Raw genomic sequence first — 12434 nt, forward strand, 5'->3', positions numbered from 1 at the left:
GACAGTTGGTCGCTGCTGTTGGTGCCAGCTGCTGTTGGTGGGTGCCGACCGTTGGTCGGCACGGGATCGGATCCCATCTCTGATTCATTTCCGGCTGACGATGAATAAACTGGCCCCATGTCCATCGAACTGCGCCACCTGCGCTACTTCCTCGCTGTTGCCGATACGCTGCACTTCGGCCAGGCGGCCGAGCGCCTGGGCATGTCACAGCCGCCGCTCAGCCAGCAGATCCGGCAGCTGGAGGAACTGATCGGCGCGCGCCTGTTCGTGCGAAGCCATCGCCGCGTGCAGCTGACGCCTGCTGGGGAGCTGCTGCAGGAACGCGCGCGCGCAATCGTGCAGCAGGTGGAAACCGCGGTGGACGAGGTGCAGCGTGCGCAGCGCGGCGAGCAGGGTGAACTGCATATCGGCCTGACCCGGGCCACGCCGCTGTCGCCACAGATCCCGCGTTCGATCCTGCATTACCGCCAGCAGTATCCGCAGGTGCGGCTACAGCTGAGCGAGATGAATACGCTGCAGCAGATCGACGCGCTGCTCGATGGTTCACTGGACGTGGGCATCATCCGCAAGCGTGCGTTGCCGCCGGAACTGGTGGCACACAGCCTGTTCGTCGATCCGCTGGCGCTGATCGTGCATGCCGACCACCCTGCCCTGCGCAGGCTGTCGAAGCAGGGCACGGTGTCGTTGCGCGACTTCGCGCAGGAGCCGTTCGTGGCATTCCGGCGCAGCGCGGGCGCGGGCATCCACGACCACATGATCGCGTTGTGTGCGGCGGCGGGCTTCACGCCGCGCATCGTGCAGGAAGCCGGTGAAGCATCGACGTTGATCAGCCTGGCCGCTGCGGGCCTGGGTGCGGCGATCCTGCCGTCGTCGTGCGATCACATCCGGGTGGAAGGATCGCGCTTCGTGGCGTTGGCCGATGCTGGCGCGCATTCGGAAGTGCAGCTGGCGTGGCATCGCGAACGGGTGACGCCGCTGATCCGAAACTTCGCCGGGCTGCTGCGCGGGGCGTTCGCCGGTAGAGTCGACTGTTAGTCGACTATCGCGCGCAGCGCGGGTTTTCGCGATCTGATGGAAGAGCAGTCGACTGACAGTCGACTCTACCTCGGCAAAGCCGCTACACCGTGGTTGCCGGCCAGCGGCCGGCACTACCGTGCGTTGGGTCACGCGGTCACCGGCTGCGGGGCGCGGTGCTGCAGCGCCCAGACGATGCCACCACCAATCAGGGTCAACACCGCGGCGAACGCACACACGCCCCACCAGTCCCAGGCCGCGTAGGCCAGGCCGCCGACCCCGCCCAGCACGCTGGAGCCCAGGTAGTAGGCGAACAGGTACAGCGCCGACGCTTCCGCGCGCATCGTACCGGCACGGCTGCCGACCCAGCTGCTGGCCACCGAGTGGCCACCGAAGAAGCCGAACGTGACCAGCGCGATGCCCAGTGCCATCGTGCTCAGCCACGGCATCGCCAGCAGCGCGATGCCGGCGCCGATCAGCGCGAACGAGATCGACAGGATGCGGCCGCGCCCGTACCGCGTAGCCTGCTGGCCCATCCACGCCGAACTGAAGGTGCCCACCAGGTACACGCTGAAGATCAGCCCGACCACGGTCTGGCTGAGGTGGTACGGCGGCGCCAGCAGGTGATAGCCCAGGTAGTTGTAGAGGGTGACGAACACGCCCATCAGCACGAACGAGGTGGCGAACAGCCACGGCAGGCCCGGGTCGGCGAACAGCAGGCGCCAGCGCGACGGCAACTCGCGCAGGCCATCGCGGCGGGGATGGAAATGGCGCGACGGCGGCAGCTGCAGCCACAGCAGCACGGTACTGGCGATGGCGATGATCGAGACCACGCCGATGCCCCAGCGCCAGCCCCAGTAATCGGCGATGATGCCGGCCAGCAGGCGCCCGCTCATGCCACCGATGGCGTTGCCGCCGATGTACAGGCCCATCGCCAGGCCCAGCGCGCGGCTGTCCATTTCCTCGACCAGGTAGGTCATCGCCACTGCCGGCACGCCGCTCAGCGCCAGGCCAAGCAGGGTGCGCAGCACCAGCAGCGTGGTCCAGTCGTCCACCAGCGCCGTGCTCAGCGACAGCATGGCCGACGCCAACAGCGCAACGATCATCAACGGGCGACGGCCGACCGCATCGGACAGCAGGCCGGCCAACAGCATCGCCACCGCCAGCGTACCGGTGGTCAGCGACAACGACATCGCGCTGCCTGCGGCCGACACGCCGAAGTGGCGGCTGAACTCGGGCAGCAGCGGCTGCACGGTGTACAGCAGGCCGAAGGTGGAGAAGCCGGCCAGGAACAGTGCCAACGCGGTGCGGCGGAAGGCCGGGGTGCCCTGCTGGATGCGGGTGTCGGTGCCGGTATCGAGAGTGGAGGGACGGCCTTCAACGGCCGCCGCAGTTTCGCCAGTCATGGAATCGAAGGGCCGGTGGGGACGGCCGGGCGTGGGAGGGAACGGGCCTCAGACTAGGCCCGTCGATCCAGTCGATCCATAACCTGATAGATCAGGATTGATATATAGAAAGTATCAATTCAGCTTACAGGCGCTGCCACTCGAAACCGTCGCCCCGGCGGTAATACACCGCCACCGCCCGGCCGTAGACCTTGTCCGCATTGACGAAGCCGAAGAAGCGGCCATCGAAGCTGTTGCCACGGTGGTCTCCCAGCACCAGCAGCTTGCCGGCCGGCACCACCAGATCGTCAATGTCCGGGCCACCGCCCATGTCCAGGTCGAGACGGGCACGGCGCTCGCCGAAGGCTTCCACGTCCTGCAGGTCGGCAATCTGCAGCGGCTGGCCGTTGATGCTCAGATGGCCCTCGCGCATCTGCACATGGTCACCGGCCACCGCCGCCACGCGCTTGATCAGCCGGGTGCCGTCGGCCGGTGAATCGAACACCGCCACTTCACCACGCTGCGGAACGCCGGTGGACATCAGTTCCCTGCCGGTGAACGGCAGGCGCAGGCCATAGGCACGCATGTCCACCACTACCCGGTCGCCGGGCTGCAGGGTTGGCTGCATCGAGCCACTTGGCACCACGTAGTGGTTGGCGAGGGTATCGCGGGCGGCGGCGAGCAGGCCGAGCATCACCAGCAGCGGCAATGCTTCCTTCTTCAGCCAGAGCAGCGCGCGTTCGGGAAGGGGAGGACGGCCAACAGCATCCATGACAGGCTCCGGGTGGGTGGTCGCTGCATCAGACCACACTCGGGCGGGAGAGGTTCCCGCGCCGGCTTGTTGTAGAGCCGAGCCCGCGCTCGGCTGCTCTTCGAGCGTCGGTGCACGCCAGCCGAGCGCAGGCTCGGCTCTACAGGAAGGGTTACGCAGGTTTTACGCCCCGGCCCGGCCGCGGGCATCGCACCTTTACGGGCAGCACGCGCATCGTGTGCCCACCGCGCCGCAGGGCGCATTCCGCAAGGTGTTGTATGACCCTCCTGGTGATCCGCCACGCCTCTTCGTCGGCACCGCGTCCCCAACTGCCGGCACAGTTGGCCGGCCATCGCGTGCTGTGCAGCGACTGCGCCAGCCTGTCCGAAGTGCGCCAGTGCCTGTGCCAGCCGCAGGCGCGTTCGGCCGACTGGGTGCTGCTGGATGTCGGCGTGGCCGACGAGGCGCAATGGCAGGCCGAGGGTGGCGCACTGCAGGCGGCGCTGGAACGGCTGCCGGCGCAGTACATCGAGCTGCAGTCGCCCAGCGAGCCCGGCCTGGATGCGCGGCTGCGCCTGCAGCACGGCCCCGCCGCGGTAGTGGTCGACCAGCGCAGCCAGCAGGCCGGCTATCCGCTGTCGCTGGCCATCGTCGGCCGTCGCCTGGCGCAGGAGGGCTGAGCCATGTCGATCTTCATCATCCGCGGCCCGGAAGCCGCCGGCGCCTTGATCCGCACGGCAATGCCACTGCCGGCGCCGGTCCTGAAGTCGCTGGTGCATCGCGCGATCGATGCCGGCACCAGCGTGGCGATCCGTGCCTGCGGTTCGGAGCAGGAACTGCTGGATGCGCTGCGCGTGGCCGATCACAGCCGTGGCGAAGTGACACTGCTTGACCCGGGTGCGTGCGCCAACAGCCTGCGCCTGCAGCGCCTGCTGCCCTACCTGCACAATGCCTACGTGGAGGTCCACGACGACGGCGCGGTGGCCGAGCCCTGCCTGCCGGCCGGTGTCGGCCAGCGCTTGGGCATCGCCGCCGGCTATGGCGCGCAGAGCTATGTGCTGGCGTTGGATATCGCGCTCGATCACCTCGGGTTGGCCGAGCAGGCCAACCGGGTGCACGTGGGGACGTGATCCGCTTGTGTAGAGCCGAGCCCATGCTCGGCTGCGTCTCCAGAAAAAGCCAGCCGAGCATGGGCTCGGCTCTACACAAAGAAAAACGGCGGGGTTTCCCCCGCCGTTTTCGATTTCTTACTTCAGCCCGCGGAACTTCAGCAAAGGTTCCACCGACGGGTCCTTGCCGCGGAAATCGCGGTACAGGGTCGACAGCTCCACGCTGTTGCCGCGCGAGAGGATCTTGTCGCGGAACTCCTGGCCGTTGGCCGCCGTCAGGCCACCGTGCTCGGTGAACCACTGGTAGGCGTCATGGTCGAGCACTTCGGCCCAGAAGTAGGCGTAGTAGCCGGCCGAGTAACCGCCACCCCAGATGTGGTCGAAGTAGGTGGTGCGGTAGCGCGGCGGCACCTGCGGCAGGTCGACCTTGAACTTCTTCAGCGCGCTGGCTTCAAAGGCGCCGACATCCTGCAGCGGCGCGTCGGCCTTCTGGGTGTGCCAGGCCAGGTCCAGCAGCGCGGCAGACAGGTACTCGGTGGTCGCATAGCCCTGGTTGAAGCTGCGCGCCTTGAGGATCTTGTCGACCAGTTCCTGCGGCATCGCCTCGCCGGTCTTGTAATGCTTGGCGTAGTTGGCGAACACCTTCGGGTCCAGCGCCCAGTGCTCGTTGAACTGCGACGGGAACTCGACGAAATCACGCGAGGTGGCGGTGCCGGCGATCGACGGGTACTTCACGTTCGAGAACATGCCGTGCAGCGCATGGCCGAACTCATGGAACATGGTGGTGACGTCGTCGAAGCTGATCAGCGCAGGCTGGCCTGCGGCCGGCTTGGTGAAGTTGCAGACGTTGTAGACCACCGGCTTGGCACCGGTCAGGCCGTCCTGTTCGACGAACACGTCCATCCAGGCGCCGCCGGACTTGCTGTCACGCTTGAAGTAGTCGGTGTAGAACAGCGCCAGCGAGGTGCCGTCCTTGTCGAACACTTCGTACACCTTCATGTCCGGGTTGTAGGTCGGAATGTCGGTGCGCGGCTTGAAGGTGATGCCGTACAGCTGGGTGGCGGCGTAGAAGACGCCGTTCTGCAGCACGTTGTCCAGTTCGAAGTACGGCTTGACCTGCGATTCGTCCAGATCGTACTTGGCCTTGCGCACCTGCTCGGCGTAGTAGTCCCAGTCCGAGGCGGCGACCTGGAAACCACCCTTCTGTGCGTCGATCACCTTCTGGATCTCGCCGGCTTCGGCGCGCGCCTTGGCGGTGGCGGCCGGCACGGTGTCGGTCAGCAGCTTGAGTGCCGCAGCCGGGGTCTTGGCCATCTGGTCGCCCAGCTGGTAGTCGGCGAAGGTCTCGAAGCCGAGCAGCTTGGCCTTCTGCGCACGCAGCTGGGCCAGGCGCTGCACGGTCTGCCGGGTGTCGTTGGCATCACCGCGCTCGGCGCGGGTCTCCGAGGCCTTCAGCACGGCGGCGCGCTGGTCGCGATCGCTCAGCGAGCCGAGCACCGGCTGCTGGGTGGTGTTCTGCAGCGGCAGCAGGAACTTGCCGTCCAGCTTGCGTTCCTTGGCGGCGGCCGCGGCGTTGTTGATCGCATCCTCGTCCAGGCCGGCCAGCTTGGCCTTGTCGTCGACGACGACGGCCGCAGCGGCGGTGGCGGCCACCAGGCGGGTATGGAACTGGGTGGAGAGGGTGGTCTCTTCCACGTTGAGCTTGCGCAGGGTCGCCTTGTCAGCGTCGGACAGCTGCGCACCGGCGCGCACCAGGCCGTCGTAGTAGTGCTCGACCAGGCGCTTCTGCACCGGATCCAGTTCCAGCGTGTCGCGCTGGTCATAGATCGACTTCACGCGCGCGAACAGCTTCGGATCGAGATTGATCTCGTCCTGGTGCGCAGCCAGCTTTGGCGCCACTTCTTCCTGGATCTTCTGTCGTGCATCGTTGGTATCGGCCTGGACCAGGCCGAAGAAGATGCGCGAGACGCGGTTCAGCGTCTCGCCGCTGCGCTCCATCGCCACGATGGTGTTGTCGAAGGTGGCCGGCTCGCTGCTGTCGGCGATCTTGCGCACGTCGGCCAGGTGCTGGCGCATCCCCTCTTCGAACGCCGGCAGGTAGTCGCTGTCCTTGATCTTGTCGAACGGCGGGGCCTGGAACGGCAGCGTGCTGGCGCTCAGCAGCGGATTGGTGGAGGCTTCGGCCGGCTGCTGGGCCGGGGCTTTCTGGGCATCGGACACGGGGGTGGACTCCTTGCCGGAACAGGCCGCCAGCGCCAGGCTGATGGCGGCGGCCAGGACTACGGTACGCGACATGTAAAACACTCCTTGGGCAGACGGTACGGGATACCAGCCCTCCACCCTACTCCTGTCGCGCTCGCCCGGCATGTGCCGGACGTGGCGTCTATGCAGCGGCCTGCGGCAGGCTCAGACCGTACCGCGGGTCTTGCCGATCCAGGGCCGGTAGAACTCGCGGATCGCGGCCATGTCGGCAGCGTCATCACCACTGGGCGTGAACAGCGGGCCGATACCGATGGTCTTTTCCGGGTAGTGGAAGTACGCGGCAAGGATCGGCACGTCAGCCATCCGGGCGATCTTCAGGAAACCGGCCTTCCAGTCCTTCACCGCCTTGCGGGTGCCCTCGGGGGTGATGGCGAACCACATCTTCTCGTTGTTGCGCAGCAGGTCCACGGCCTGTCCGACGGTGCCCTGCGGCGAGCTGCGATCGAGCGGGATCACGCCCAGCCTGTGCAGCAGCGGGCCCAGCGGCCACCAGAACAGCGACGCCTTGCCCAGTACCTTCACCTTCATGCCCAGCGCGATCTTGGCCGCCATGCCCCACAGCCCATCCCAGTTGGACGAATGCGGGGCGATGATGAAGACCAGCCTGGGGATGTCAGGCAGGGTGCCGGTCACCTTCCAGCCGCCCATGCGCAGGGTGCAGCGCGCCAGCCAGCGCAGGAAGGCGTTGGGTTTGACCTGCGGCATCTGCGGCGGCACGGCCGGCAGCAACGAAGTCGGGTTGTTCAAGCAATCACTCCCAGTCACGTGATGAGCGACCGCGCTTGATCTGCGCGCGCCCGCGTTTGGCGTCCAGACGACGCAGTTTCGACCCGAGGGTCGGCTTGGTGGCCTTGCGCGGCTTGGGCACGCTCAGCCCGGCCTGGATGAAGGCCGCCAGCCGCTCGCGCGCATCCTCGCGATTGCGATCCTGGGTCCGGAAACGTTGCGCATCGATGACCAGCACGCCTTCGCCGGTCATGCGCCGGTCACGCCGCGCCAGCAGGCGTGCGCGCAACGGTTCGGGCAACGAAGGCGAGTTGGCCACGTCGAAACGTAGTTCCACCGCGGTGGAGACCTTGTTGACGTTCTGGCCACCGGCACCGCTGGCACGCACGAACCGCTCGACGATCTCGCCGTCGGGGATTTCAAGCTGCGCGCTGATGGTGACCGGTCCACTGCCCATCCGCGCATTGTAGCGGCAGCCACGTGCCGGAGTGCGGCATCGCGCGCCGTATGCCGCCGATCAGGTACCGAACACGCCGCCTTCGCCTTGGCTGCGGGTATGCTGGCCGTCCCATGTACCGCAGGAAGCCCGCATGACCCGCACCACACCCGCCCTGCCGTCCCTGCTGCGCCGCGCCGCCCTGCTGCTGGCGCTGGCCGTGGCCAGCGTTCCGGCCCTGGCCGCGCCACCGACAGACGGCGACATCAACCGCCTGCTGTCGGCCTCGCGTGCGCAGAGCATGATCGACACCATGCTGCCGCAGATCGAGGCGATGCAGCAGCAGCAGTTCCAGCAGGTGGCCGCACAGCGTCAGCTCAATGCCCAGCAGCAGGAACAGCTGAAGCGGATCCAGGCACGCACCAGCCAGACGCTGCGCCAGGCCCTGTCGTGGCAGCAGCTGCGGCCGATGTACGTGGACCTGTACAAGAAGACGTTCAGCAAGGAAGACGTGCTGGCGATGGCCGAGTTCTACGAGAGTTCGGCCGGCCAGAGCCTGCTGGACAAGACCCCGGCGCTGATGCAGAACGTGATGGTGGCCATCCAGGCGCGCATGCAGCCGCTGTTCGCGGATCTGCAGAAGGATCTGGAGGCGATCGTCAACGAGCCGGAAAAAAAGTGAGGTAGTGCCGGCCGCTGGCCGGCAACCTCGTACGGTTGGGATCAGGCAGGTGCCGGCCAGCGGCCGGCACTACCGTCTATAGGTCCACCTGCCAGCCAAACAGGTCCAGCGCCTTCTGGAACTCACGGTCCAGCGGCGCCCTGACATCCACGTCGCCGCCCTCCGGATGCGGGAAGCGCAGGCGCTCGGCGTGCAGCAGCATGCGGTGCACGCCCTGCATGCGGAAGATGCGGTTGTGGCGGCCATCGCCATGGCTGGTGTCGCCAATCATGTGGTGCGAGAGGTGCTTGAGGTGCCGGCGGATCTGCCGGAAGCGCCCCGTCTGTGGCTGGCAGCGCAGCAGTGCATAACGCGAACGGGTGAACTCACCGACCGGCACCGACAGCTCGCCCGTCGCCAAGCGCTGGAAGTCGGTGATCGCCGGCTTCTTCACCGGCTTGCCCGGGCCGCCATCCAGATCATGGTCCACCCGCCAGGACAGTTCCGCCGGCCATCCCCGGCAGACCGTCAGGTAGTCCTTCAACACTTCGCCGCCCATCAACGCCTTGCCCAGCGCGCTGGCGGTCTCGCGGTCGAAGGCCAGCAGCAGGCAGCCACTGGTGGCCCGGTCCAGGCGGTGCACGAGGAAGATCGGCCGCCCCAGCTGCTCGCGCAGGCGGTCGGCCAGGAAGTCGTCTTCGCCACGGGCCAGCTTGCTGTCGTGGACCATCAGCCCGGCAGGCTTGTTGACCACGGCCAGGCGCTCATCCAGGTGCAGCAACTGCAGGGGCGCGGTGTCGGTCTCGACCGCGGCGCGGGTATCGGGTTCGGTGCTCACCGCGGGATTATCGGGGCTGGGCACTGAATGGGGTAGAGCCGGCCGCTGGCCGGCTGCCTCAGGGTCGTCTGGCTGCTGGGGTTGCCGGCCAGCGGCCGGCACTACCAGATCAGGCGCGGCCGGCCCTGCCGGATCAGGCGCGGGCAACGCTGCAGTCAGGCGCTGCGTACGGCCAGCAGCTCGCCGTTGCCAACCGGCACCAGGCTGACGCTGAAGTCCGGATCAGCGTCCAGCAGCACGCGCAGCGGTTCCATTTCCTGCGCATGCGAGGTGGCGTTGTCCACCACCAGCAGGCCCCCCGGCCGCAGCACGCGGCGCAGCTGCGGCCACCAGCCGGCGTACTGCCCGCGGTCCGAATCGAGGAACAGCAGGTCAATGCTGGCATCGACGGCCTGTGCCAGCCACGGCCCTGCATCGTCGTGAACCAGCGTGATGCGATCGGCCAGGCCACTGCGCGCGAAGGTGTCACGCGCCATCGCCGCCTTGTCCTGTGCGTATTCCAGCGTGATCACGTGGCCGTCGATGGCGGCGGCAGCCTCGGCCAGCCACAGCGTCGAATAGCCGTTGGAGGTGCCGATCTCCAGCACCCTGCGCGCGGCGCCGAAGCGGACCAGCACGGACAGGAATTCACCCGTGTCCGGCGTGATGTTGAGCATGCGGCGGCCACGCGCGCTCTCGCGGGCGTCGTTGTCGGCGCCGAAGCGTGCCAGTTCGTCCTTGAGCGCTTGCAGCATGGGACCTACTTCCACCACGCGCGCGCCAGCGCCACTGCGCCCAGCGCACCGGACAACCAGCTCCACATTGGCAGGTCGCCCCAGTACCAGCCCGGCGGCTGCAGCACGTACATGAGCGCGGCAATGGCCAGCAGGCCCACGCCAGTGATCGCCCCCACCGCGCGCTTCTGCAGGCGCTGCACGCTGGCGTCCAGAGCGGCCAGGTCGCGCGAGCGCATCGACAGTTCATGGCGGCCTTCCACCTGCTGGGTCAGCCAGGCGTGTACCAGACGTGGCATGTCCGGGGCATGGGTCATGATTTCCGGCAGGCGCTTGCCGATCTCGCGTACCACCCGGCGCGGGCTGTAGCGCTCGCGCAGGATCTTCGCCAGCACCGGCTTGGCCACCGCCCAGATGTCGATCTGCGGGTCCAGCTGGCGGCCGACGCCTTCGATGTTCAGCAGGGTCTTCTGCAGCAGGATCAGCTGGGGCTGCAGGGTCAGCTGGTAACGCTGCGCCACGCGGAACAGCTTCATCAGCACTTCGGCCAGCGAGATCTGCGACAGCGGCCGGGTGAAGTAAGGTTCGCAGACCGATCGCACCGCCGCTTCCAGATCGTCGATGCGTACGTGGTCCGGCATCCAGCGCGCCTGCACGTGCAGTTCGGCAATGCGGCGGTAGTCACGGTTGAAGATGGCCATGAAGTTCTCGGCCAGGTAGTACTGATCTTCCTGCGAGAGCTGGCCCATGATGCCGAAGTCCAGCGCGATGAAGCGCGGGTTGGCGCGACGCGCCGGATCGGTGTCGACCCAGATGTTGCCGGCATGCGCATCGGCATGGAAGAAGTTGTCGCGGAACACCTGGGTGTAGAACACCCGCACGCCCTTGGCGGCCAGCGCCTTGCGGTCGATGCCGGCCTTGTCCAGCGCGGCGATGTCGTCGGACGGAATGCCCCACACGCGCTCCAGGGTCAGTGCGCGCTCGGCCGTATGGCTCCAGATCACTTCCGGCACGTACAGGTCGTCGCTGTTTTCCCAGAAGCGGCGCAGCACGCTGGCATTGGCGCCTTCGCGCTGCAGGTCCAGCTCGGCGGCCAGGGTGTTCTCGACCTCGGCCACCACTTCGCGCGGCCGGATTTTGTCGGCGCGCGGGTGGGTGCGCTCGACCAGCGCGGCCAGCGAATTGAGCAGGGCGATGTCGGCGTCGATCTGCTTCTCGATGCCCGGGCGAAGTACCTTGACCACCACCTGGCGGCCATCGGCCAGCGTCGCCGCGTGCACCTGCGCGATCGAGGCCGAGGCCAGCGGTTCGGTGTCGAAGCTGGCGAAGGCCGCACTGACCGGCAGGCCGAGCGCGTCCTCGACGATGCGGCGCGCGGTCTCGCCATCGAACGGCTTGACCCGGTCCTGCAGCAGGGTCAGTTCATTGGCCACGTCCGGTGGCACCAGGTCGCGGCGGGTGGACAGGATCTGGCCGAACTTGACGAAGATCGGGCCGAGGTCCTGCAGCGCCAGGCGCAGGCGTGCACCGCGCGACTGTGCGGCGATGTCGGCCGAGGCCCGCGGCACGAACGGCTTGGCCAGGCGCAACCAGCGCTCGGCCGGTGTGCCCTGCAGCAGGTCGTCGAGGCGGTAACGCAGGATCACCCGGCCGATGCGGCTGGCCCGCAGCACGGCCTTCATGCGGCACCCCGCAGGCGCTGCACGCGTGCACCCAGACGCTCGACGTCGTCGCGCAGCACGTCCACGTCATCGTGGAAGGCATCCAGCTCGGCACGCGGCACCAAATCGCGCGATTCCTCGGTGATGAACTCGGCGGCGCTGTGGGCCAGATCGATCGCGCCCTGGCGCGCGTGCTGCAGGCCGTTGCGCAGGGTGTTGGCAACCTGCACGCCCAGTACCTCGCCGAATACGCTGACGAAGGGCTGCTGCCAGTCCGGGTCGAAGCCCTTGGCCAGCTGCTGCAGGCGTCGCGCCAGTTCGGCATCGCCGGCCACGCGCACGCGACCCTTGCCGTTGCTGTCACCGCGCCGCGCGTTGGCCAGCAGCGGCAGCTGCGCCAGCACGCCGGCCAGGCTGCTGCGCACGGCCAGGTCGGCTTCCTGCGCGTCCACCGGACCGACCCGCAGCTGGTCGCCGTCGACGCTGATGCGCATCGCCAGCGACGGCGCTTCCAGGGTCAGGTCGATGTGGCGGCCGTCGAGGCTGGCCAGGGCATGGCGGGTATCCGGATCCAGCGCCAGGGCGCGGTTCAGGGCGATCTGCAGGGCGCGGCCAGCGACCGGCTTGAGGGACTTGAGCAGGGAAGGAGCCATGGGCGCATTCTACCTGCGTGGGTGGGGGGCTTGGGCCGGGCTGCCGCCCGGCACCCGTGGTAGTGCCGGCCGCTGGCCGGCAAGATCAACATCAAAAGCTGGCTATCCGTGGGATGGCGGGGTGGGTCCGGTTGCGGGGGACGCTGCAAGTACGTCCATGTAAGCTCGGTCGCGCCATCCATGGCGCTCACGCCCCCGCAACCGGACCCACCCCGCCTTCGACAG

At 67.7% G+C, this 12434-nt stretch carries 13 protein-coding genes; 4 read left to right on the forward strand and 9 right to left on the reverse strand.

Translation table 11 applies throughout. The features are described 5' to 3' along the window. Positions 1-117 precede the first annotated feature (117 nt). Positions 118-1035: a LysR family transcriptional regulator gene (locus tag AC5P7R_RS06585; RefSeq protein ID WP_019661882.1), complete on the forward strand. Its 918-nt coding sequence runs from the start codon at positions 118-120 to the stop codon at positions 1033-1035. Positions 1036-1163: 128 nt separating this feature from the next. Here AC5P7R_RS06585 and AC5P7R_RS06590 read toward each other — a convergent pair whose 3' ends face one another. Continuing rightward, positions 1164-2420: an MFS transporter gene (locus AC5P7R_RS06590; protein ID WP_329859188.1), complete on the reverse strand. Its 1257-nt coding sequence runs from the start codon at positions 2418-2420 to the stop codon at positions 1164-1166. Between the two features lie 124 nt (positions 2421-2544). Further along, on the reverse strand, positions 2545-3171 hold the full coding sequence (gene lepB / locus AC5P7R_RS06595) for a signal peptidase I (protein WP_180832888.1): 627 nt from the start codon (positions 3169-3171) through the stop codon (positions 2545-2547). Between the two features lie 257 nt (positions 3172-3428). On the opposite strand from lepB, the gene AC5P7R_RS06600 reads away from it, so the two are divergent. Together AC5P7R_RS06600 and AC5P7R_RS06605 are read left to right on the forward strand one after the other, a co-directional pair. Beyond that, entirely contained in the window at positions 3429-3830 is a 402-nt protein-coding gene (locus AC5P7R_RS06600) for a hypothetical protein (RefSeq protein ID WP_021203742.1), read from the forward strand. Between the two features lie 3 nt (positions 3831-3833). Next, complete coding sequence (locus AC5P7R_RS06605; protein WP_004153636.1) at positions 3834-4280, forward strand: 3-dehydroquinate dehydratase; 447 nt, start codon at positions 3834-3836, stop codon at positions 4278-4280. A gap of 117 nt (positions 4281-4397) precedes the next feature. Here AC5P7R_RS06605 and dcp read toward each other — a convergent pair whose 3' ends face one another. From dcp to arfB, 3 genes are all read right to left on the reverse strand, one after another. Further along, complete coding sequence (dcp, locus tag AC5P7R_RS06610) at positions 4398-6554, reverse strand: peptidyl-dipeptidase Dcp (protein ID WP_021203741.1); 2157 nt, start codon at positions 6552-6554, stop codon at positions 4398-4400. A 111-nt stretch (positions 6555-6665) separates the two neighbouring features. Next, positions 6666-7268 (reverse strand): lysophospholipid acyltransferase family protein, encoded by a 603-nt coding sequence (locus AC5P7R_RS06615; RefSeq protein WP_010487088.1) that lies wholly within the window; start codon positions 7266-7268, stop codon positions 6666-6668. Positions 7269-7272: 4 nt separating this feature from the next. Continuing rightward, positions 7273-7704, reverse strand: coding sequence for an alternative ribosome rescue aminoacyl-tRNA hydrolase ArfB (gene arfB, locus AC5P7R_RS06620; protein ID WP_005420755.1), 432 nt, complete (start codon positions 7702-7704; stop codon positions 7273-7275). A gap of 133 nt (positions 7705-7837) precedes the next feature. On the opposite strand from arfB, the gene AC5P7R_RS06625 reads away from it, so the two are divergent. After that, a complete protein-coding gene (locus AC5P7R_RS06625; RefSeq protein WP_019661887.1) occupies positions 7838-8365 on the forward strand; it encodes a DUF2059 domain-containing protein in 528 nt (175 codons plus the stop codon). A gap of 76 nt (positions 8366-8441) precedes the next feature. Here AC5P7R_RS06625 and AC5P7R_RS06630 read toward each other — a convergent pair whose 3' ends face one another. The 4 genes from AC5P7R_RS06630 to AC5P7R_RS06645 all read right to left on the reverse strand — a co-directional run bounded on the left by AC5P7R_RS06630 (position 8442) and on the right by AC5P7R_RS06645 (position 12209). After that, the gene (locus AC5P7R_RS06630) at positions 8442-9182 is read right to left on the reverse strand and encodes a pseudouridine synthase (RefSeq protein WP_227854217.1); all 741 of its coding nucleotides are present in this window, start codon (positions 9180-9182) and stop codon (positions 8442-8444) included. A gap of 155 nt (positions 9183-9337) precedes the next feature. Continuing rightward, the gene (locus AC5P7R_RS06635) at positions 9338-9916 is read right to left on the reverse strand and encodes an O-methyltransferase (RefSeq protein WP_019661889.1); all 579 of its coding nucleotides are present in this window, start codon (positions 9914-9916) and stop codon (positions 9338-9340) included. 5 nt (positions 9917-9921) lie between these two features. Next, complete coding sequence (gene ubiB / locus AC5P7R_RS06640) at positions 9922-11577, reverse strand: ubiquinone biosynthesis regulatory protein kinase UbiB (RefSeq protein ID WP_058979718.1); 1656 nt, start codon at positions 11575-11577, stop codon at positions 9922-9924. Then, entirely contained in the window at positions 11574-12209 is a 636-nt protein-coding gene (locus AC5P7R_RS06645; protein ID WP_227854218.1) for a ubiquinone biosynthesis accessory factor UbiJ, read from the reverse strand. Before AC5P7R_RS06645 ends, ubiB begins: the two co-directional genes overlap by 4 nt. Positions 12210-12434: the final 225 nt, after the last annotated feature.

Source organism: Stenotrophomonas sp. YJH_SMC_27 (assembly GCF_059369815.1).